The organism is Streptomyces sp. NPDC005955 (assembly GCF_042871255.1).
Lineage (GTDB): Bacteria > Actinomycetota > Actinomycetes > Streptomycetales > Streptomycetaceae > Streptomyces.
This window is the reverse complement of the sequence record NZ_JBIAIF010000004.1, coordinates 501,045-521,538: the sequence shown is the minus strand read 5'-3', so window position 1 is coordinate 521,538 and position 20,494 is coordinate 501,045. Positions and strand designations below refer to the sequence as shown.

Sequence of the window (20,494 nt, the reverse complement as noted above, 5' to 3'; positions counted from 1 at the left end):
CGATCTGAAGGGTAGGGGGTGCTCATGGACGGGTCGGGAACGGCCGAAGGCCCGCGGAACGCCCCCGTACTGAGGGTGCTCCGCGGGCCTTCGGCCCGATCCGCCCGGGCGCGCGCCCGGTGGCGGCCGTCCGGGCCTTTGGGTACGGCCGCCCGGTGGCGGCCGGCGTGGTCCCGGCCGGCTCAGCGGGTGCCCACCGCCGCCCGTACCGCACGGCGGGCCATCTGGCAGTCGTCGTGCAACCGCCGCAGCAGCAGCCGCTGTTCCTCGCCGGAGGGCAGCCCGCCCGGCCGGCCCGCTCCCTGGGCGACCGGCGGCGGACCGTCCTGCATCGACCGCTGCACTGCCGTCTCGTACATCCGGATCTCCCGGGTCAGCACGAGCATCAGGTTCACCAGGAACGCGTCCCGGGAGGCCGTGCCCTCCGCGTGGGCCAGGGTGATGATCTGACGACGGGCCATCGGTGCGTCACCCAGGACCGCCCAGAGCGTCGCCAGGTCGTAGCCGGGCAGGTACCACCCCGCGTGCTCCCAGTCGACCAGCACCGGTCCCGGCGGCGACAACAGCATGTTCGACAACAGGGCGTCCCCGTGGCAGAACTGGAGCATGCCCTGACGCCCCGTCGACTGCGCCGCCTGGGCGATGCCGTGCAACAACTTCTGGAGGTCGCCCAGGTCCCGGTCCGTCAACAGCCCCAACTCGTAGTACCGGTTGATGCGGTTGACGTAGTCCAGGGGCCGACCGAACGCCCCCTCCGGGGGTTGCCAACGGTTCAACTTGCACACCGCACCCAGGGCGGCCCGCAGGTCCGTCCGGGGCGGCGCCTCCACCGGATGCCGTTGCAGGGCGGCGGCGCGCCCCGGCATCCGCTCGATGACGAGGGTGCAGTTCTCCGGGTCCGCTGCGATCAGCCGCGGCGCCCGTACGGGCGGCCGGTGCCGGACGAACGAGCGGTATGCCGCTATTTCGTGCCTGCTCCGCTCCGCCCACACCGGCGACCGGTCCAACAGGCACTTGGCGACCGCGGTGCTGCGGCCGGTGGTGCCGACCAGCAGGACCGAACGTCCGCTGCGCCTGAGGACCTGCACCGGCGCGAACTCGGGGCAGACCCGGTGCACCGATGCGATGGCCGCCCGCAGTTGGGTGCCCTGGGGGCCGGACAGGTCGAGCCGTCCGCTGAGGGGGCCCGTGCCGAGTCCCGGTACGCGCCGTGTCCGGCCCCCCGACGCGGAGCGCGTGGGGTCCAGGTAGGGCCCGCCGCCCGGCTGCGGGGGTGCCTCGCGCGTCCGTCCCGCCGGCGCGGCGGAACGGGGTGCGGAGGAGCGTGGGAGCCGGGGCGGAGCGGACACGGAGGACGACGCTGCGTACATGGGCGAAACAGATCCCTTCGTGTGCCGACGGTTTGCCTGCGCCCCCCGACCCGGCGGCCGACGGGCACCCTGGGGAGTGTCCTTCGGCCGCCGGGTCAAGGTGGCGCCTTCCTACCTGACACCCGGGGTGTGGTGGCACACCATGTGGCGGACCCTGGCGAACCCTGGCGAATAGTCGCTCAGCAACTGCCCCGGGAGTTACCGGCGATACTGTCGACCCAGCCGAGATCCTGGGGGCTTGACGTGAGCGGACAACCCAACACCCGCCTTGCGGACCTGTTCGGCCTGGCCGGCTGGTCCAAGGGCGAACTCGCGAGGATGGTGAACCGGCAGGCGGCGGCCATGGGCCATCCGCAGCTGGCCACCGACACCTCGCGGGTGCGGCGTTGGATCGACACGGGGGAGATTCCGCGCGATCCGGTGCCCAGGGTGTTGGCGGCGCTGTTCACCGAGCGGCTCGGCCGTGTCGTGACCACTGAGGATCTCGGTCTGGTCCGGCACGGGCGCCCTGGCAAGCGGCGCGACGCCGGGAGTGCGGAGCACCCCGACGGCGTGCCCTGGGCCCCCGACCGGACGGCCGCGGTCCTCACCGAATTCACGGGAATGGACCTCATGCTCAACCGACGCGGCTTGGTGGGCGCGGGTGCCGCGCTCGCCGCTGGCTCAGCACTCAGCAGCGCCATGCACGACTGGCTGCACACCGATCCGGCCCTGGCGGCCGACGCCCCCCTCATGTTCGATCCGTTGCGCGCCGACCCCGCCGGGGCCGACCGCTACGAGGCGGCCCCCATCGGTTTCCAGGAGATCGAGGGGCTGGAGACCTCGGTGGAGGTGTTCCGCAAATGGGACGCGTCCCGGGGCGGCGGACTCCAACGCAAGGCCGTGGTGGGCCAGTTGAACGAGGTGGGCGGCATGCTGTCGTACCGCCACCCCGAAGCCATCCAGAAGAGGCTGTGGGGCGTCGCGGCCAATCTGGCCGTCCTCGCCGGCTGGATGTCCCACGACGTCGGCCTGGAGCCGACCGCCCAGAAGTACTTCGTCATCGCCGCCCATGCCGCCCGCGAGGGCGGTGACCGGCCCCGGGCCAGTGAGGCCCTGTCCCGGGCCGCCCGGCAGATGGTGCACCTGGGCCGCCCCGACGACGCGCTCGACCTGATGAAGCTCGCCCAGTCGGGCTCCGGGGACGAGACCCTGCCCCGCACCCGCGCGATGCTCTACACCATCGAGGCGTGGGCCCAGGCATCGATGGGGCGGGGCCAGGCCATGCGCCGCACCCTGGGGCACGCGGAGGACCTGTTCGGGTCCGACCGCAGCGACGTGCCCCCGCCGAGCTGGATGCAGATGTTCGACGAGGCGGACCTGCACGGGATGCAGGCCCTGGCGTACCGCACCCTCGCCGAACACGAACCGGCGGCGGCGCACACGGCGCAGCGGCACGCCCTGCGCGCACTGGCCCTGCGCAAGGAGGGGTACGACCGGTCGCAGATCTTCGACCACATCTCGATGGCTTCGGCCTGCTTCATCGCCGACGACCCGGAACAGGCCGATGTGTACGCCCGCCTCGCCCTGTCCTCGATCGGGGCGAACTCCTCGCACCGCACCTGGGACCGGCTGCGCGAGATGTACCGCTTGACCAGCCAGTTCTCGGGCTATCCGAAGATCGAGGACCTGCGGACGAGCATCGAACTGGTGATGCCCAAGGAGAAGCGCCGGGGAGGAGGGGCCGCCACGGCGTGACGACCGGGAGGACGGACCGCCCGTTCAGTCGGTGACCCGGGCGACGAGCACGCAGGCGTCGTCCTCGCGTTCCCGCTCACCCAGTTCCTCGACCACCAGTCGTACGCACTCCTGTGCGCAACCGGCCCGGGCGAACCGCGGTGCCAGGGCGAGCAGCCGCTGGGTGGCGGCGGTACCGGAGTGCCGGGGGACGAGTCCGTCGGTGTGGAGCAACAGCAGGTCACCGGGGTCCAGTTGCTCCTCGGCCTGGGCGTAGACGGCTCCCGTGGTGGCGCCGAGGAGGACACCGTCCGGTGGGCGCAGCGCACGCCCCGTCCCGTCGCGGAACAGCAGCGGGGCGGGGTGTCCGGCCTGTGCCCATTGCAGGGTGCGGGAGGCCGGTCGGTAGCGGCAGACCACGGCGCTGCCCAGGGAGGGTTGGACCGAGGCGTCGAGGAGGTGGTTGAGCAGTCCCAGGAGCGGGGCGGGCGCGGAGCCGGCCGTGGCCGTGGCGCGCAGACCGCCGAGCAGCAGGGCCATCCCGGAGGTGACGGAGACGCCGTGGCCGGTGAGGTCACCGACGCTGACCAGGACGTCGGAGTCCGGCAGTTCCAGTGCGTCGTACCAGTCGCCGCCAATCAGTGCGCTGGTCGAGGACGGCAGGTAGTGGGCGGCCAGGTCGAGCCCCGGGCCCCGGCGCGGGTAGCGCAGGGGCCCGCCCCACGGCGGGAGCACGGCTTCCTGGAGGGCGACGGCCACCTGGTGGGCGGCCCGTTCGACGTGGTCCTCGTGGTGCAGGGACTCGCGAGTGCGGCGCACGTCCCGTTCGCTGCGCCGTAGTTCGGTGACGTCGCGCACCACGGCCCACATGGCGGCGGTGCTGCCGTCGACGTCGAGGACGGGTTCCCCGGCCATGTGGACGGTGCGCTCGGTGCCGTCGGGGCGGGCGATCCGGAACTCGCCGTCGAGGGGTTTGCCGTCGATCAGGCAGCCGGTGACCATCGCGGTGAGCAGCGGTTGGTCCTCGGGGTGGACCAGCGAGGGGAGTTCGTCGAGGGTGAGCGGTGGGGTGGACGGGTCGAGGCCGAGGATCGCGTACAACTCACCGGTCCAGACGGCTTCGTCGGTGAGGAGGTTCCACTCCGCGCCACCCGCGCGGGCGAGCGGGGAGCCGGGGCGGCGCTCGGTGCCGGGGTGTCGGCCCGCAGGGGTCAGGACGCTGGGCGTGCCGCGGTCCGGGGTGCTCCGGACGTCCGGCGGTCCCTCGCGCAGTTGGGCGAGGTGTCCGTCCAGGTCGCCCAGGTGGCGCAGGGCCAGGTCGCACAGGGCCCGCCGCCACCGCGCTAGGGACTCGTCTCCGGGAGGGGTGCCGCGGCGCACCGCGTTGATGTCCCCCCGCAGTCGGCGGGTCTGCGTGATCAGCGAGTCGACCGGGTCATGCGGCGGGGGTGACGGGTCTGCGACGCGGTCCGCGAAGACATGGGGTGGCATGACGTACTCCGGAGAGGGAACGGTACGGCCAGGACGAGCGGGAGGACCGGGTACGACTGTCGCACAGCGCGGCAGGTGCCGTAAGGGATTTGGCAACACCCGAGAGGGGGTTGCGCAAGGCATATGCCTAAGGCGATACAGGTGGCCCCGTTCCCTGTGTCGACCGTGAGGGCGCTCCAGTCTCCCACTCCGTGCGTTTGGCTGGTGACGCGGGGTCATCGATCGCATGCGCGAATGCGATATGCAGCAAATGGCCCCGTTGGGTGATTGCGGGGCAATGTCGGGTTACCGTGGGTTGCGTGGCGTGAATCACATATGCCATGGGTGTGCGGTCCGTCCGAAGCGCCCCGCCCTCGCACCCGTTCCGGTCCCGCCTCACTCCCGTGGCGCGTACAGCGCCGGTCGCTCCGGCGGCGTCAGGGTGACCCGGCTCCCCGTCCGCCCGGCCCGGACCCCCGCCTCGGCGACCAGCGCCGCCGTGTACCCGTCCCAGGCGCTCGCGCCCGTCGTGCGGCCCGCCCGGACGTCCGCCACCCAGGACCGCACCTCCCGGTCGTACGCATCCGCGAAGCGCGGCAGGAAGTCCTGCGGAACCTCCCGCACCGCACCCGCCGCCGACTCCACCACGGGCCCCGGCTCCGCGCCGATCCGTACCGCTCCCCGCTCGCAGACCGCCTCGCACCGCACCTGGTAGCCGAAACCGCTGTTCACGAAGACCTCCACGTCCACCAGCACCCCGCCCTCGGTCTCGAACAGCACGAACTGGGGATCGGCCAACCCGGCCGGTGCGAACCCCGACGGGCGCGGCCGCAACGCCGTCACGGCCACGACCTCCTCCCCGAGCAGCCAGCGCGCCGCGTCGATCTCGTGCGCCACCGAACTGCTGACCAGCATCTGCGAGGTGAATCCGGGCGGCGACGACACATTGCGGTGCACGCAGTGCACCATCAGGGGCCGCCCCAGCCGCCCCGAGCGCAGCACCTCCCGCAGCCGCAGGTACTCGCTGTCGCTGCGCCGCATGAAGCCGAGCCGCAGCAGCCGGCGGCCGAGCCGTTCCTCGGCCGCCACCACCCGCAGCGCCGCCTCGGCCCCGGTGGCCAGCGGCTTCTCGCACAGCACCGGCAGCCCGCGCGCGAACGCCGCCAGCACCGCCTCCTCGTGCGCCTCGTCCGGGGAGGCCACCAGCACGGCGTCCACCCCGGGCGCGTCCAGGGCGCCGAGCGGATCGGTGTGCACGACCACGTCGTCGATCCCCGCCGTGGCGCTCCGCGCCCGCTCCGCGTCCGGATCGGCCACCGCCACCACCCGCGCGCCGGGGGTGACCCGGTCGATCCGCCGTACGTGATCGGCGCCCATGCGGCCGGCGCCCAGCACCGCCACCCCCACGCTCCGGCTCACCGACGTCCTCCCCACGACTCGAAAGCACCACGCCACGGGCGTCGGCCCGCGCCCCGGCATCGTGCCACGGCCGCCGTGCGGTCGGCCCCCGGGTCGCCGGGGCGTCTGCTCCGTTCGGGCGGCGGGCGGAGCGGGAGGCGTCGGACGGGTGCCCGAGCGGGAAGCCATCGACGTGACCAGGGGCCCGGGCGTCGGGTCGCCGCGCGCCTCCCCCGGGCCCGCACCCGCGCGCCGCACGGGACGGTGCGCACCCGCGTGCCGGACGGCGGCGGCACCCGACCCGGGGAGAACGACGACGATGACCTACCGGCCCAGCGACACCGCCCCGACCGCTTCTCCCGCCGGGTCGGCCCACCCGAGCCCGCCGCCCGGTCGCCCGGCCGAGCACCCCGTGCGCGACTGGGCCGTCGACGACCTCCCGGCGCTCACCTTCGACCCGCTCCTGTCCGACGTGCTGCACGGGGAGGGGGTCGCCCGGATCACCCTGCCCTTCGCGGGGGACCGCCACGAGGCCTGGCTGGTCACCCGCTACGAGGACGTCAAGTTCGTCACCTCCGACCCGCGGTTCAGCCGGACCGCCCTCACCGAGACGACCGTCACCGGCATGTCGGGCCACCGGGTCGCCTCCACCGCCGGCCTCAACTACGCCGACCCGCCCTACCACAGCCGCTTGCGCAAGAGCGTGCAGAAGGCGTTCACGGGACAGGCCATGAAGCGGCTGCGACCGCTCGCCCAAGAGACCTGCGACACCTTCCTCGACCGCATGGAGGAACACGGCTCCCCGGCCGACCTGATGGAGCACCTGCACGCACCGGTCCCGCTCGCCGTCGTCTGCGACCTGCTCGGCGTGCCGCGCGACGACCGCGACGGGCTCGTCGGCTGGGGCGACGTCATCTTGTCGATGACCACCCCGAAGGCCGGCAACGAGGCCAAGGCGCGCGTCACCGCGTTCATCGTGGAACTGCTCCACGCCCGGCGGGACCAGCCCTCCGACGACCTGGCCGGAGCGCTCGCCGAGGCGATGGGGGCCGGGGACATCACCGAGGCCGAGGCCGTCTCGCTGGCCACGGCGATCCTGGTCAGCGGCGCCCACGCGGTCCGCTACAACAGCGCCAACATGGTGTTCGTGCTGCTGACCCGCCCGGAGCTGATGGCCCGGCTGCGCGCCCACCCGCAGGACCTGCCGCAGGCGGTGGACGAGTTGATCCGGCACATCCCGCACCGCAACGGCGTCGGCCTGCCCCGGATCGCCACCGAGGACGTCGAGGTCGGCGGAGCGTCGATCCGTGCGGGCGAGGCGGTCTACGCGTCCTACCTCGCGGCCAACCGCGACCCCGAGGTCTTCGACGATCCCGACACCGTCGACTTCGACCGGCAGGGCACCGCACACTTGTCCTTCGGCCACGGCCCGCACCACTGCATGGGGGCGATGCTGGCGCGGATGGAGTCCGAGGTGATGGTGTCCACCCTGCTGTCCCGCTTCCCGGACCTACGGCTGGCCGTGGCCCCCGAGGACGTCCCCTTCCAGAGCAAGGGGTTCATCCGCGGTCCGCGGGTCCTTCCCGTCGCTTGGTAGCGGGGAGTTCCCGCGGCTCCCCGCCGCCCTCGCCGACCCCGTGCGTGTCTTCGCCCCCGCCCCCGTCCCCGGACGGCGGGTCGGGCGAGGCGGGTTCGGGGGTGCGTTGGGCCCGTTCCAGGAACCTGAGCAACTCCACCGGGAACGGCAGCACCAGCGTGGAGTTCTTCTCGGCGGCCACCGCGACCACGGTCTGGAGCAGCCGCAACTGGAGCGCCGCGGGCTCCTTGGACATCACCCCGGCCGCCTCGGAGAGCTTCTTGGACGCCTGGAGCTCGGCGTCGGCGTTGATGACCCGGGCCCGCCGCTCACGGTCGGCCTCCGCCTGGCGCGCCATCGAACGCTTCATCGTCTCGGGCAGCGACACGTCCTTGATCTCCACCCGGTCGATCTGCACGCCCCAGCCGACGGCCGGGCTGTCGATCATCAGCTCCAGGCCCTCGTTGAGCTTCTCGCGGTTCGACAGCAAGTCGTCCAGATCGCTCTTGCCGATGATCGAACGCAACGAGGTCTGCGCCATCTGGGACACCGCGAACCGGTAGTCCTCGACCCGGATGATCGCGTTGGCGGCGTCCACCACCCGGAAGTAGACCACCGCGTCCACCCGCACCGTCACGTTGTCCCGGGTGATGCCCTCCTGGGCGGGCACCGGCATCGTGATGATCTGCATGTTCACCTTGTGCAGTCGGTCCACCACCGGGACCACCATGGTGAAACCGGGCTCGCGCACCCCGCCGTACAGCCGTCCCAGGCGCAGCACCACGCCCCGCTCGTACTGCTTGACGACCCGGGCGGCGGCAGCCGTGTACACGCCCGCGACACCCGCGAGCCCCACGGCCGCCCCTATCAGCTCCTGGATCATGGCGACCCCCAGACCTCCGAGGCGTCCCCCGTACCAGGGTATGCCCGCCCGGCGCTGCCCGGGCCGCGCCTTCGGGGCCGGGCCCGCTACCTGCGCAGCAGCAGGGACGTCACGCGCAGCCGACCGCTGTGGATCCAGACGTCCGAATACTCCACCGGATGGTCGTCCGCCAGATAGGTGACCTGCTGGAGGTACTGGACCGGACTGCCCGGGGCCAGTGACAGGGCCTGGGCGACCTCCGTCGAGGCGGCCTCGGCGGAGAACGTGCGGCGGGCCGTCGCGATCTTCAGGCCGTAGGTGTTCTCCAGGACGCCGAAGAGGCTGGAGTCGGTGAAGTCCGACCCCTCGATGCCCGGCGCGAGATCGGTGCGCACGAAGTTGAACAGCAGGGCGACCGGCCCGTCCGCGGTGCTGCGCACCCGCACCAGCCGGAGCACGCGGGTGGCCGGCGGGACGTCGAGCAGCGCGGCGACGGGACGGGGCGGGGTGATCAGCGCGCACTCCCGCACCACGGTGGAGGTCACCACGCCCTGGCTGGCGAAGTCCTCGGAGAGGGTGCTCAGCTTCTGGGCGATGGCGGGTTCGATGACGGTGGAGGTGACGAACGTCCCGCGCCCGCGCACCTGCCGCAGCAAGCCCTCCTCGATGAGGGTCACCAGGGCGCGCCGCAGGGTGCCCCGGCTGACCCCGAACTCCTGGGCGAGTTCCGGTTCGCTCTTGAGCCGGTAGTGGGCGGGCCACTGGCCGCTCGCGATCCGCAGGCGGATGTGTTCCGAGATCTGGGTGTGGATCGCGGTGGGGACATCACGCCGGATGTCGGGCAGACCGGCTTCGTCGGCCGTCACGGTGCGGCGTCTCCTTTCCGGGGGGAGCGCCGTGCCCCGGCGTCGCACGGACGCCGGGGCACGGCGGCGGGTCAGTAGCTGGTGGTCGACTCGTCGGCGGTGTCGGTGACGATCTCCACCCCGGCGCTGGTGCCGAGGAGCACCGCACCGGCGTGCAACAGTTCCCGTGCTTGCTGCGCGTGCTTGATGGAACCGGACGCCTTCACCTGGACGCCGTCGCGGGCCCGGTCGACAAGGTAGCGAACACTCGTCGGGTTCGCGGTTTCGAGCTGACCGCTGCTGGCGTTCTTCAGGTATGATACGCCGGCTTCCATGGCCAGTTCGACGGCGGTCTCCCGCTCCTCTTCGGTGAGCAGCGGCAGTTCGAGCATGACCTTGACGGGCAGTCCCGAGGCGCGGACGACGCCCGCGATGTCCTCGCGGAACTCGTCGTACATCCCGCTCTTGAGCCAGCCGATCTGTACGCCCATGTCGAGCTGGGTCGCGCCGAGCCGGGCGATCTCGGCCGCCTCGGCCGCCTTGCCGGCGCTGGTCATGACGCCGACCGTCGGGAAGTCGAGGGCCGACGCGATGCCGATTCCGGTGCCGCGCAGCTCGGCGGCGACGACGGGCACCCAGGAGGCGGGGACCATCGCCGCGTTGAAGCCGTACCGGGCCGCTTCCCGGGCGTGGGCGACCATGTCGTCCCGGGTGGCGTTCGACTCGATCTTGGTGTGTTGGATGTAGGGCGCCAACTCCGCGGGCGTGAGGGCCAGTTCGGCGGGGCTGGTGAGGGTGTCGGACACGGGGTGTCTCCTTGTCGCGGTGGACGGACAACAGTGAGGGGTCGGTGGCGGGGGTCCGCCGGGGTCCGGGTCGGGCGGATCGCGCCCGCCCGGGGGTGGGAGGGTCAGATCCGGGACGCGTACTCCTCGGGCACCACGACGCCCTCCCCGCCGAACCACCGGGGCGCGTCGACACCGCAGTACAGGCCGATGTTGCCCCAGGGCTCGAAGGCCCCGGTCCGGACGACGACCTTCGCCTCGCGGGCCAACCGGCCCAGTACTTCGGCGTGCGGGCGGGTCGTGAACTCGGCGCCGGCGAAGCGCTCGTGCAGCCAGGAGTCGAGCCGCGGATGGTGGCTGGGGACGTTCTCCGCCCGCACCACGCCCTCCACCACCAGTTCGTCGGCGATCAGGGCGAGGACGGTACGCAGGTCGGGGAGGTTCTCGGCGAGCGCCAGATCGATCCGGTGGGCGTCGCGCGGGACGGGGAAGCCGGCGTCGACGACCAACAACAGGTCGGTGTGGCCGAGCGTGGCGAGCGCCCCGCTCAGTTCGGCGTGGAGGATGCCGGTGCGCTTCATCGGACGGTTCCTTTCGGGTGGGTGGGGGCGACGGGGGTGCGTCAGCGGGCCGGCGCGACCGCGGCGCCCGTCGCCAGGGTCATGAGGGACTCCTCCGTGGCCGACGCGGCGTCGACCACCGCGACGAGCCGGCCCTCGCTCATCACCGCGATCCGGTCGGTGAGGGCGAGCAGTTCGGGCAGGTCGGAGGAGGAACAGAGGATGGCGAGCCCCCGGTCGGCGAGGGCGAACAACTGCTCGTAGATCTCGGCCTTGGCGCCGACGTCCACGCCGCGGGTCGGTTCGTCGAGGATCAGTACGCCCGGGTCGATGGCGAGCCAACGACCGAGGACGGCCTTCTGCTGGTTGCCGCCCGACAGGCTGGTGATGGGCTGGTCCAGGGTCGCGGTCTTCACCCGCAGCCGTTCGGCCTGCTCGGCGGCCCGCCGGTCGAAGGCCCCCCGGCGGATCAACCCGAAGCGGCTGAACGCCTTCGCGGTCAGTACGCCGACGTTCTCGCCCACGCTCATCGTGCTCAGCAGGCCCTGGGCCCGTCGTTCGCCCGGCACGAAGGCCAGCCGGCGCTCGACGCTGGCGATCGGGTCGCGCCGTGCGTAGGGCCGGCCGAGCAGTTCGACGGTGCCGCCGGTGCCCCGGTCGCCGCCGAAGACGTTGTGCAGCAGTTCCACCCGGCCGGAGTCGGGCAGGCCCGCGACCCCCAGGATCTCCCCGGGCCGTAGGTCGAACGTGACGTCCCGGTGCCGTCGGCCGCTCAGCTCCCGTACCCGCAGGGCGGGCGCCGTCGCGGGGTCGACGGGCGGGGCCGCGCGCCGGTCGAAGCCGCCGAGTTCACGGCCGACCATCGCGGCCACCGCCCGGTCCGGCGTGGTGTCGGTGCCGCGCCAGGAGGCGACGTGGCTGCCGTCGCGCAGGACCTCGATCCGGTCGGCCAGCCGGAAGACCTCCGGCATCCGGTGGGAGACGTACAGCATCGTCGTCCCCGCCGCCTTGAGCCGGTCCATCAGGGCGAACAGCCGCTCGGCCTCGGCGGGGGTGAGCATCGCCGTCGGCTCGTCGAGGATCAGTACGCGGCAGCCCCGGGCGATGGACCGGGCGACCACGACCAGTTGTTGGGTGGCGAGGTCCAGCGTGCGTACGGGGGCGGTGGGGTCGAGGGCGAGGTCGAGTTCGGCCAGCAGCTCCCGGGTGCGTTCGACCATGCGGCGCCGGGAGGGGAACCAGCGGGTGCCGGGTTCCACTCCGCTCAGCACGTTCTCGGCCACGCTGCGGTCGGGCAGCAGGGAGAGTTCCTGCGGGACGATCGCCACGCCGTACCGGTCGAGCAGGGCGCTGGGGGAGTACGTGGTGACCCGCTCGCCGAAGACGGTGACGGTGCCGTCGCTGGGCGGTTGCAGTCCGGCGAGGATCTTGAGGAGCGTCGACTTGCCGGCACCGTTCTCGCCGAGCAGTGCGGTGGTCTCGCCGGGCCGCACGTCGAACGACACGTCGGACAGCGCCCGCACCGGGCCGAAGCTGCGGGACAGTCCGCGCACGCTGACGGCGAAGGGGGCCGCGGGGGCGTCCTGGGCGGCGGCCATCACTTCTCCACCGTGGCGGAGGCGAGGTTGTCCCGCGTGACGAACTGCGCGCCGGTGTTCACGCCCTGCACCCCGGTGCCGTCGGTGAGGAAGTCGTGGAGCACCTTCACGGCCTGGTAGCCCTGTTCGGTCGGGTTCTGGCTGATGGTGAAGTCGACGACGCCCTGGGTGAGGTACTCCGCGGTCTGCGGCAGCAGGTCGAAGCCGCCGACCACGACGTCGTCCCGGTCGGCGGAGCCCGCCACCCACTTGGCGGCGGCCGTGGTGGAGCAGCAGTCGAGCCCGGCGACGGCGACCACGTCCTGCTGACCGGACATCGTCGACTCGACGGTGTTGTACGCGGCGCTGGGCTCGTTGCCGACGTTGACCGGTCCGACGACCTTCAGACCGCTGCCCGCGAGGCCCTCCTCGAAACCGCCGAACCGGTCGTGCGACCAGCCCGCCCCGGTGTCCACGGAGAAGACGACCACCGTGCCGCTCTTCGTCGAGCCCTTCGCGCCCAGCTCCTTGACCAGCCGTTCGGCCTGCGCCTTCCCGGAGCCCTTGAGGTCCTGGCCGACGAAGCCCATCTGCTGGGAGTCGGGGTTGTCGGTGTTGAACGAGATCACCGGGACGCCCGCCCGGTACGCCTGGGAGATCACCGGCTTCAGGGCGTCGCTGGAGGCGGAGGAGACGGCGAGCCCGTCGAGGGCCTTCTGCTGGATCAGGGTCTGGATCTCGGAGACCTGTTGGGCCGCGTCCCCGCCGGTGGGGCCGATCAGGGCGGTCTCGGCGCCGAACTCGGCGGCGGCCTTCTTCATGCCCGCGGTGATCGGTGTCGCGAACGCGAGGGAGGGGTCGTGGTAGCTCAGCTTGACGCGCATCGGCTCGCCGTCGTCGACGCGCTCCTGGATGTACGGGGCGAGCGTGAACGAGCCGTCGTCATGGCCGCCGCCGTCGGCGGGCTGGACGGCGCCGCACGCCGTGACGGCGAGGGCGGCGGTGACGGTGGCGAGCGCGAGGAGACCTCTGCACGCAGGGGTGCGACGGGACATGGCAGGACTTCCTTGTCGTGCGGGGGGGGAGTGGTCAGTGGTGCCGGGCGCGGCGCGCGGGTGGGACGGTGCGCGGCGGGCGCGGCGGTGTCCTCCGTGGGGGCGGTCAGGACGGTCCGGTGTCGAGCGGGGGAGAACGGGGGTGTCAGGCGCGGGACTTGCGTCTGCGCTGCCAGGTGTCGGCGGCGACGGCGGCGACGATGACCAGACCGGTGACGACGGTCTGCCAGAAGGAGGAGATCCCCCGGATGTTCAGGATGTTCTGGAGCAGTCCGATGAAGGCGACGCCGATGACGGTGCCCCACATGGTGCCGGAGCCGCCGAACAGGGCCGCGCCGCCGATGATGACCGCGGAGATCACGGTGAGTTCGAGCCCCTGTCCGGTGACGCCCTGGACGTAGGAGAGGAACGACAGCCCGAGCACTCCGGCGAGGCCGGCGGTGAAGCCGGACAAGACGAACGCGGTCAGCTTCACCCGGTTGACGTGGACGCCGACCAGCCGGGCGGCTTCGCGGTTACCGCCGACCGCGTAGGAGTTGAAGCCGAATCGGGAGCGGGCCAGCAGCACCACGCCGATCGCGGCGACGGCGGCGAAGAACACCAGTTGCATCGGGATGACGCCGAACAACTCGCCCTGACCGAGCAGGTTGAACTCGGCGACGCCGGACTGCGAGGAACTGAGCGAGATCGGGGCGCCGTCCGAGATCAACAGGGCGATCCCGCGGAAGACGCTGAGCGTTCCCAGCGTGACGATGAACGAGGGCACGCCGAGCACCACCGCGGCGAGCCCGTTGAGCAGGCCGGCCAGCGCTCCCACGGCGAGCCCGGTCCCCATGGCGAGCGGCCAGGCCCAGCCGTCCGAGATCAGCATGCCGGTCGAGATCGCCGACAGCGCGTACGTCGAGCCGACCGAGAGGTCGATCTCCCCGTTGACGATCACGAACGTCACGCCGACGGCCATGATGCCGATCTGGGCGATCTGTTGACCGACCGACAGCAGGTTGTCGGACTGCGCGAACCCGGGGGTGAGGACGGTGCCGAGCAGGAAGAGCAGGACCAGTGCGGCGAACACGCCCGCCTCGCGGGCGTGCAGCAGTCTGCGCAGCGGGAGCGCGAACTCCCGCGCCGGGGCGGGGGTCGAGGTCGTTGAGGTCACGGGGCGGTTCCAATCCGGGCGGCTAGCTGGTCTCGGGTGGGCAGGGCGGGGACGACCCCGGCCACGGTGACGGCGTGGGCGCCCGCGGCGGCGGCGTACCGCACGGCCCGCTCGGGGGCGTCGCCCGCGGCGAGTCGGACGGCGAGCGCGGCGGTGAACGCGTCCCCGGCTCCGGTGGTGTCGACGACGGAGCCGACCGGGGAGGGCGGGGTCGCCGTCACGGTGTCCTCCCGGGCGATCAGGGCCCCCGCGCCGCCCCGGGTGAGCACGGCGACCGCGCCGGTGCGTTCCCGCAGGGCGCGCACCAGGTCCTCGTCGGTCAGGCCGTGCCCGGGGTCGAGACCGAGGAGGACGGGGGCCTCGGTCTGGTTCGGGGTGATCACGTCGATGAGCGGCCACAGGTCGTCGCCCAGCGGTCGGGCGGGCGCGGGGTTCAGCAGGGTCCGGGTGCCCGTCGCGCGGGCGGTGCGCAGGGCGGCGGCCACGGCCTCCTCGGGGATCTCCATCGACACCACCAGGACGTCGGCGGCGGCGATCTCCCCGCGGAACGCCTCGACGGCGTCCGCGCCGAGTTCGTCGAGGGCGCCCGGTGCGATGACGATGCGGTTCTCGCCCGAGGGCTCGACCAGGATGAAACCGACCATGGTCGGCGCCGCCGTGGTCACCACGTGGTCGGCGCGCACCCCCTCCGCCCGCCACAGCGCCCGGGCGGCGCGGCCGAAGTCGTCGTCCCCGAGGGCGGTCAGCAGGGCGACGTCGGCGCCCAGCCGGGCGGCGCCGATGGCCTGGTTGCTGCCCTTGCCGCCGGGGCCGGAATCGAAGGTTCCGCCGGACAGGGTCTCGCCCGCGACCGGTGACCTCGGGACCCTCATGGTGAGACCGGCGCCGTAGCTGCCGACAACAGCGATCTTCATCGATGCACCGCACTTTGTACGTGGACAACTATGGACATGAGGAATGTAGGTACAGGGATGTCCCTAGTCAATAGGGGAAGACGAGGTGAACTTTCGTGTCGCCGTCCGGGGCATGGCCCAGCGGCCGGGGCACGGCCCGGGGTGCGGAACGGGGACGCGGGTGGACGATGGAAGACATGGACCGCGACAACGCCCGCGGCGATGACGTCTATCAGCCCGACGGGTCCGAGGTGCAGGACGACGAGGGGCTGCTCGACGCGGCGGACACCCTCGTCGCCGACGGCGTCGACGACCCGCTGGACCGGGGCTACTCCCCGCCCGACCGCCCGCGCGCCGTCGACCGGGAGGACCTGACCTTCGCCGATCAGCTGCGCGGCGAGACCCTGGACGAGCGGCTGGCCGAGGAGCTGCCGGACGTGCGGGAACCCGAGGGGGACGGCATCGGTGACACCGTCGATACCGACGGCGAACCGCGGGACGGCGAAGTCGGCGCGGCCCGCGCCGGCCGTCTGGTCGCCCCCGACGAGGGCGCCCACGAGAACACCGTCGGTGACCTGGTCGCCCAGGACGTCGGCATCGACGGTGCGGCGGCCTCCGCCGAGGAGGCCGCCGTCCACCTGGTCGAGCCGGAGGACGAACGCGCCGCCCGCGACGGCTGGTAGGGGACGCCCGACCGACGGGGCCGGGCGGCGACCACGCGGCCCCGTCGGCTGGTCACCGGAAAATCCGTTTCACCGGCCCCCGCCCTGTGCTTGGGTCAGTCGGTGACCGTGAACCGAATCGCTGTGCTGCGTTGGCAGTTCGACCTGACCTGGTCCCTCTTCGCGTACCACCTGGAGCGGCTGGAACCGGGCGACTTCCTCGCCGAGCCCGCCCCCCTCAGCTGGAACGTCCGGCCCGCCGAGGACGGCTCCTGGGTGCCCGACTGGGCGGACGTCGAGCCCGATCCCGTCCCCGTGCCCACCATCGGCTGGCTGAGTTGGCACATCGGCTGGTGGTGGTCCACCGCCCTCGACCACGTGCACGGGCGCACTCCCCGGGACCGTACCGAGGTCACCTGGCCCGGCGACGGCGACGCCGCCATCGGCTGGTTGCGGGGGCTGCACGGACAGTGGACGACCCTGCTCGACGGGCTCGGCGACGCCGACCTCGACGTGCCGGCGTCCTACCCGGTGCCCGACGACCCCACCTACACGGTGGCCCACCTGCTGGCGTGGGTGAACGCGGAACTCATGAAGAACGTCGCCGAGATCGGCCAGTTGAGGATGGTGCGCGCGGCCTCCTGAACGGTGGGCCGCGCGTCGCGGCGGTACCCGTTCACTCCGCTTCGGGGGCGCTCTCCATCACCGGGGGGCGCCAGTTGTCGACGTAGTCCCTCGCCGCCGCGTCGAGCCCCACGTCGTGCTGGGCGCGCTCCGACATGCTCCAGCGGTGCTCCAGCAACTCGTGGAAGATCTGCGCCGGGTCCAACTGCCCCCGGATCTCCAGCGGAACGGACCGGACGGTGGGCCGGAACACCTCACGCACCCAGCGGTGGGCCAGGACCTCGGGACGCGCCCCCAGGGGGTCCCCGGGCGCGTAGTCGTCCTGGGTCGCCATCCAGCTCTCCAGGTCACTGAGCAGCCGCCGGGCCTGGTTCTCCTCGGTGTCGAGGCCGGTCAGCCGCAGCAGTTGGCGCTGGTGGTGACCCGCGTCGACCACCTTGGGCACGAAGGTGACGGTGTCGCCCACGTCGCCCTGGCTGATCTGCATCTCGGCGACGTCGAACCCGAGGTCGTTGAGCCGACGTATCCGCCGGTCGATGTAGTGCCGCTTGCCGACCGGGTACACCGACCGTCGGGTCAGCTCGGTCCACAGCTCCTCGTACCGTCCGCAGATCGTCGTGCCGAACTCCACCGGGTCCACCGAGGGGTGCAGCGCCCCCGCCGCCTCCAGGTCCATCAGCTCACCGGCGATGTTCACCCGGGCCAGGTCCACGTCGTAGCTGCGCTGACCGTTGCTGAGGCGCTCGTGCAGCTCCCCGGTCTCGGCGTCCACCAGGTACGCCGCGAACGCGCCCGCGTCCCGTCGGAACAGGGTGTTCGACAAGGAGCAGTCGCCCCACGCGAAGCCGGCCAGGTGCAGCCGCACCAGCAGCACGGCCAGCGCGTCCATCAGGCGGCCCATGGTGGAGGGCCGCATCGTCGTCTCGAACATCGACCGGTACGGCAGCGAACCCTTCAGATGGCGGGTGATCAACACCGGCTCCAGGGGTTCGCCCGAGGTGTCCGTCCGGCCGGTGACCACGGCCAGCGGGTCGACCCCGGGTATGCCCAGCCGGTCCAGGACGCGGAGCAGTTCGTACTCGCGCAGCGCCGGTCTGGCGGCCAGCTCCTTGACCGCGACCACCTCGTCTCCCGCCCGCGCGTAACGGACCACGTGCCGGGAGATGCCGCGTGGCAACGCCACTAGGTGTTCCTCGGGCCAGTGTTCGAGGGGGACGTCCCAGGGCAGGTCGAGGAGGAGGGCCGGGTGCTCGGGATTGGTGGCGCTGATCTGAAGAACCATGGACCGTAAGCTACTGGCCCGGCACCGCGGGACGGCAACGGCGGTGCCCGTCGGGCGCGCGGGCTGACCGGCCGGTCGGACGCCCGGATGCGTCGTACGTCAGGGGGGTAGGGGCAGTGGGGACGGCGAGGAGGGCGGACACGTGCAGTGGCGTTTGCTGAGTGCCGGAGCGAGAGCGGTCCCCGAACCGCTGGCGACACCGCGCGTGTGGACGGGCGCAGTCCTCGGCTCGGCCCTGTTGGTCGGCGGACTCAACCAGGTGGCCGGGCCCGGTGAGCCGCTGGTGCACCTCGCGGCCCTGTCCGTGCTCGCCGCGGTGCTCGGCACCCGGGCCCGGCTCGGGGCCGTCCCCGGCATCGCCTGCCTGTGCTGGCTGTTCTTCAACGCCTTCGGGATTCCGCCCGCCGGGGTGCTGACCTGGAGCCCTTCCGTGGACCTCCAACGCATGTCCCTGTTGGCGGGCGCCGCGCTCACCGGCACCCTGGTCGGCCGGGTGGTCCATGCCCGCACGGCCTACCGGCGGATATCGCCGCCACGGTAGCCGCGGGAGCGGTCCCAGGGACCGCACCCGGGCCCGTGGGGTGCCCGTCCGCGCGGACGGACACCCCTGGCGCTCATTCCAGGGCCGAGGACCGTTCCACCCCGGGTGCGGAGTCCGGTGCCTTCGACAGGGCCACCGGCTGCTCGGGTGCGCCGCCCGGAGCGTCGCACGCGTCACCGGTACCGTCCGCCAGCGGCGGCTCCGTTCCGCGCCGCTCCCGCAGGTACGCGGTGACACGTGCCGCGACCGGCTCGGTGAAGCGGGCGGTCACCGGACCGATCACCACCAGGATGAGGACGTACGCGGTGGCCAGCGGGCCGAGCGACGGTTCGACGCCGGCCGCCACCGCGAGACCCGCGATGACGATGGAGAACTCGCCGCGCGCCACGAGCGTGCCGCCCGCCCGCCAACGGCCCTTCACCCCGACTCCGGCGCGTTTCGCCGCCCAGTAGCCGGTCGCGATCTTCGTGCCGGCCGTGACCACGGCCAGGGCGAGCGCCGGCACCAGCACCGGCGGAATGCTCGCCGGGTCCGTGTGCAGCCCGAAGAAGACGAAGAACACCGCGGCGAACAGGTCCCGCAGCGGACTCAGCAGGGTGTGGGCGCCCTCGGCGACCTCGCCGGACAGGGCGATGCCCACCAGGAACGCGCCGACCGCCGCCGACACCTGGAGCTCCTGCGCGATGCCCGCGACCAGGATCGTCAGACCGAGCACCACCAACAGCAGCTTCTCCGGGTCGTCGCTGGACACGAACCGCGAGATCACCCGTCCGTAGCGCACCGCGACGAACAGCACCAGACCGGCGACCCCCAGTGCGATCGCCAGCGTCACGCTGCCCGCCGCGAGGGAGACCCCGGCCACCAGCGCCGTCACGATCGGCAGGTAGACCGCCATCGCCAGGTCCTCCAGGACCAGCACGCTGAGGATCACCGGAGTCTCCCGGTTGCCGACCCGGCCCAGGTCGCCCAGTACCTTGGCGATCACTCCGGACGAGGAGATCCACGTCACGCCGCCCAGCACCACGGCGGCCACCGGACCCCAGCCCAGCAGCAGCGCGGCGGCGGCCCCGGGCAGGGCGTTCAGCGCGAAGTCCACGGCACCCGCCGGGTACTGCGTCTTCAGGTTCGACACCAGATCGCTCGCCGTGTACTCCAGGCCGAGCATCAGCAGGAGCAGGATCACCCCGATCTCGGCCCCGGTCGCGATGAACTCCTCGCTCGCCCCGAGCGGCAGCAACCCGCCCTGCCCGAAGGCGAGCCCCGCCAGCAGGTAGAGGGGTATCGGCGAGAAGCGGAGTCTGCCCGCTATGCGTCCGAGCAGCCCCAGGGCGAGGATGATCGCACCGAACTCGATCAGCAGGACCGCAGAATGCACGCGCTCACTCCTGCCCGAGAATCGTCGCCGCCGCCTCGACACCCTCACGGGTGCCGATCACGATCAGGGTGTCGCCGCCCGCGAGCCGGAAGTCGGGCGTCGGGGAGGGTATCGCCCCGGACCGCCGCAGCACGGCGACGACCGAAGCGCCGGTATCGGTGCGGATCCGGGTGTCGCCCAACACCTTGCCGTTCCACGCGGACACCGCGGCGAGCTCGATCCGCTCGGCCACCAGGCCCAGGTCGGTGGTGTGCAGCAGACTGGAGCTGTGGTGCTCCGGGGTCAGCGCGTCGATCAGGGAGGCCGTCTCGGCACCGGACAGGTGCAGCGAGTGCGCGCAGGCGTCGGGGTCGTCCGAGCGGTAGACGTTCACCGTGCGGGTGCCGTCCCGGTGGGCCACCACCGACAGGTGCCGATGCTCCCGTGTCGTCAGGTCGTACTGGACGCCGATCCCCGGCAGGGGCGTCGTCCGCATCCGTGGAGCAGGCACAGCCTGTCCCCCCTCGTTGTCGTTTCTCTGTTGATGCGTTGATGCGTGTGGCTTGAATTCGATCATGCGGTCCGCCCGTCCCCGCCCACCGGTCCGTCGAACGCGATGTCGTCCGTGCGACCGGTCGGCTCGGGAGGGGGCCCGCGGAGCCGCCCCATGCTGCCATCAGCACGGCACCGCGGACATGGGTGTCACCACGGATGGACGGTATCCCGACCGGTGGGCGAGACTGGCGGGGGAGAGGTCCGCGCCGCGGG

General features: G+C 72.5%; 19 protein-coding genes. 5 read left to right on the top strand and 14 right to left on the bottom strand.

Features of this window, described 5'->3' with window-relative positions:
* Window positions 1–182: 182 nt before the first annotated feature.
* Window positions 183–1,370 carry an aminoglycoside phosphotransferase family protein gene (locus ACFYOU_RS13985; protein WP_389767591.1) on the bottom strand — a complete coding sequence of 396 codons (1,188 nt, stop codon included), beginning with the start codon at window positions 1,368–1,370 and terminating at the stop codon, window positions 183–185.
* Between the two features lie 243 nt (window positions 1,371–1,613).
* Between ACFYOU_RS13985 and ACFYOU_RS13980 the strand changes: the two genes are divergently transcribed.
* Window positions 1,614–3,107: a hypothetical protein gene (locus tag ACFYOU_RS13980; protein WP_385761605.1), complete on the top strand. Its 1,494-nt coding sequence runs from the start codon at window positions 1,614–1,616 to the stop codon at window positions 3,105–3,107.
* Window positions 3,108–3,131: 24 nt separating this feature from the next.
* Here ACFYOU_RS13980 and ACFYOU_RS13975 read toward each other — a convergent pair whose 3' ends face one another.
* Entirely contained in the window at window positions 3,132–4,577 is a 1,446-nt protein-coding gene (locus ACFYOU_RS13975; RefSeq protein WP_391305603.1) for a SpoIIE family protein phosphatase, read from the bottom strand.
* Window positions 4,578–4,952: 375 nt separating this feature from the next.
* On the bottom strand, window positions 4,953–5,975 hold the full coding sequence (locus tag ACFYOU_RS13970) for a Gfo/Idh/MocA family oxidoreductase (protein ID WP_391305601.1): 1,023 nt from the start codon (window positions 5,973–5,975) through the stop codon (window positions 4,953–4,955).
* A 298-nt stretch (window positions 5,976–6,273) separates the two neighbouring features.
* On the opposite strand from ACFYOU_RS13970, the gene ACFYOU_RS13965 reads away from it, so the two are divergent.
* Entirely contained in the window at window positions 6,274–7,551 is a 1,278-nt protein-coding gene (locus ACFYOU_RS13965) for a cytochrome P450 (protein WP_391305599.1), read from the top strand.
* On the opposite strand, the gene ACFYOU_RS13960 is transcribed toward ACFYOU_RS13965, so the two are convergent.
* The 8 genes from ACFYOU_RS13960 to ACFYOU_RS13925 all read right to left on the bottom strand — a co-directional run bounded on the left by ACFYOU_RS13960 (window position 7,514) and on the right by ACFYOU_RS13925 (window position 15,284).
* On the bottom strand, window positions 7,514–8,413 hold the full coding sequence (locus ACFYOU_RS13960) for an SPFH domain-containing protein (protein WP_391305597.1): 900 nt from the start codon (window positions 8,411–8,413) through the stop codon (window positions 7,514–7,516). The two genes, ACFYOU_RS13965 and ACFYOU_RS13960, sit on opposite strands and share 38 nt — an antisense overlap.
* A gap of 86 nt (window positions 8,414–8,499) precedes the next feature.
* Window positions 8,500–9,258, bottom strand: a complete 759-nt coding sequence (locus ACFYOU_RS13955) for a GntR family transcriptional regulator (protein WP_389767602.1) — start codon at window positions 9,256–9,258, stop codon at window positions 8,500–8,502.
* Window positions 9,259–9,329: 71 nt separating this feature from the next.
* The gene (gene deoC / locus ACFYOU_RS13950) at window positions 9,330–10,043 is read right to left on the bottom strand and encodes a deoxyribose-phosphate aldolase (RefSeq protein ID WP_391305595.1); all 714 of its coding nucleotides are present in this window, start codon (window positions 10,041–10,043) and stop codon (window positions 9,330–9,332) included.
* Window positions 10,044–10,147: 104 nt separating this feature from the next.
* Window positions 10,148–10,603, bottom strand: a complete 456-nt coding sequence (gene rbsD, locus ACFYOU_RS13945) for a D-ribose pyranase (protein ID WP_391305593.1) — start codon at window positions 10,601–10,603, stop codon at window positions 10,148–10,150.
* A gap of 41 nt (window positions 10,604–10,644) precedes the next feature.
* Window positions 10,645–12,180, bottom strand: a complete 1,536-nt coding sequence (locus tag ACFYOU_RS13940; protein ID WP_391305591.1) for an ATP-binding cassette domain-containing protein — start codon at window positions 12,178–12,180, stop codon at window positions 10,645–10,647.
* Entirely contained in the window at window positions 12,180–13,214 is a 1,035-nt protein-coding gene (locus ACFYOU_RS13935; protein WP_391305590.1) for a substrate-binding domain-containing protein, read from the bottom strand. The genes ACFYOU_RS13940 and ACFYOU_RS13935 overlap by 1 nt, the downstream gene beginning before the upstream one ends.
* Window positions 13,215–13,359: 145 nt before the next feature.
* Window positions 13,360–14,370, bottom strand: a complete 1,011-nt coding sequence (locus ACFYOU_RS13930; protein ID WP_391305587.1) for an ABC transporter permease — start codon at window positions 14,368–14,370, stop codon at window positions 13,360–13,362.
* A complete protein-coding gene (locus tag ACFYOU_RS13925) occupies window positions 14,367–15,284 on the bottom strand; it encodes a PfkB family carbohydrate kinase (protein ID WP_391305586.1) in 918 nt (305 codons plus the stop codon). Before ACFYOU_RS13925 ends, ACFYOU_RS13930 begins: the two co-directional genes overlap by 4 nt.
* A gap of 176 nt (window positions 15,285–15,460) precedes the next feature.
* On the opposite strand from ACFYOU_RS13925, the gene ACFYOU_RS13920 reads away from it, so the two are divergent.
* Together ACFYOU_RS13920 and ACFYOU_RS13915 are read left to right on the top strand one after the other, a co-directional pair.
* Window positions 15,461–15,946, top strand: coding sequence for a DUF5709 domain-containing protein (locus tag ACFYOU_RS13920; protein WP_389766210.1), 486 nt, complete (start codon window positions 15,461–15,463; stop codon window positions 15,944–15,946).
* 108 nt (window positions 15,947–16,054) lie between these two features.
* Window positions 16,055–16,570, top strand: a complete 516-nt coding sequence (locus ACFYOU_RS13915; protein ID WP_391305585.1) for a DinB family protein — start codon at window positions 16,055–16,057, stop codon at window positions 16,568–16,570.
* A gap of 31 nt (window positions 16,571–16,601) precedes the next feature.
* Here the strand turns inward: ACFYOU_RS13915 and ACFYOU_RS13910 are convergent, their stop codons facing one another.
* Window positions 16,602–17,831 carry a DUF4032 domain-containing protein gene (locus ACFYOU_RS13910; RefSeq protein ID WP_387001264.1) on the bottom strand — a complete coding sequence of 410 codons (1,230 nt, stop codon included), beginning with the start codon at window positions 17,829–17,831 and terminating at the stop codon, window positions 16,602–16,604.
* 142 nt (window positions 17,832–17,973) lie between these two features.
* Here ACFYOU_RS13910 and ACFYOU_RS13905 point away from each other — a divergent pair, with 142 nt between their 5' ends.
* Window positions 17,974–18,372 carry a hypothetical protein gene (locus ACFYOU_RS13905; protein ID WP_389766216.1) on the top strand — a complete coding sequence of 133 codons (399 nt, stop codon included), beginning with the start codon at window positions 17,974–17,976 and terminating at the stop codon, window positions 18,370–18,372.
* A 73-nt stretch (window positions 18,373–18,445) separates the two neighbouring features.
* Here the strand turns inward: ACFYOU_RS13905 and ACFYOU_RS13900 are convergent, their stop codons facing one another.
* Together ACFYOU_RS13900 and ACFYOU_RS13895 are read right to left on the bottom strand one after the other, a co-directional pair.
* Window positions 18,446–19,747 (bottom strand): cation:proton antiporter, encoded by a 1,302-nt coding sequence (locus ACFYOU_RS13900; RefSeq protein ID WP_391305583.1) that lies wholly within the window; start codon window positions 19,745–19,747, stop codon window positions 18,446–18,448.
* 4 nt (window positions 19,748–19,751) lie between these two features.
* On the bottom strand, window positions 19,752–20,237 hold the full coding sequence (locus ACFYOU_RS13895; RefSeq protein ID WP_385495830.1) for a cation:proton antiporter regulatory subunit: 486 nt from the start codon (window positions 20,235–20,237) through the stop codon (window positions 19,752–19,754).
* Window positions 20,238–20,494: the final 257 nt, after the last annotated feature.

What these genes read in the sequence shown, in the direction of transcription:
- ACFYOU_RS13985 (WP_389767591.1), bottom strand. Translation starts at nt 1,370, where the DNA reads ATGTACGCAGCGTCGTCCTCCGTGTCCGCTCCGCCCCGGCTCCCACGC.
- ACFYOU_RS13975 (WP_391305603.1), bottom strand. Translation starts at nt 4,577, where the DNA reads ATGCCACCCCATGTCTTCGCGGACCGCGTCGCAGACCCGTCACCCCCG.
- ACFYOU_RS13965 (WP_391305599.1), top strand. Translation starts at nt 6,274, where the DNA reads ATGACCTACCGGCCCAGCGACACCGCCCCGACCGCTTCTCCCGCCGGG.
- ACFYOU_RS13960 (WP_391305597.1), bottom strand. Translation starts at nt 8,413, where the DNA reads ATGATCCAGGAGCTGATAGGGGCGGCCGTGGGGCTCGCGGGTGTCGCG.
- rbsD (WP_391305593.1), bottom strand. Translation starts at nt 10,603, where the DNA reads ATGAAGCGCACCGGCATCCTCCACGCCGAACTGAGCGGGGCGCTCGCC.
- ACFYOU_RS13940 (WP_391305591.1), bottom strand. Translation starts at nt 12,180, where the DNA reads ATGGCCGCCGCCCAGGACGCCCCCGCGGCCCCCTTCGCCGTCAGCGTG.
- ACFYOU_RS13935 (WP_391305590.1), bottom strand. Translation starts at nt 13,214, where the DNA reads ATGTCCCGTCGCACCCCTGCGTGCAGAGGTCTCCTCGCGCTCGCCACC.
- ACFYOU_RS13925 (WP_391305586.1), bottom strand. Translation starts at nt 15,284, where the DNA reads ATGAAGATCGCTGTTGTCGGCAGCTACGGCGCCGGTCTCACCATGAGG.
- ACFYOU_RS13920 (WP_389766210.1), top strand. Translation starts at nt 15,461, where the DNA reads ATGGACCGCGACAACGCCCGCGGCGATGACGTCTATCAGCCCGACGGG.
- ACFYOU_RS13910 (WP_387001264.1), bottom strand. Translation starts at nt 17,831, where the DNA reads ATGGTTCTTCAGATCAGCGCCACCAATCCCGAGCACCCGGCCCTCCTC.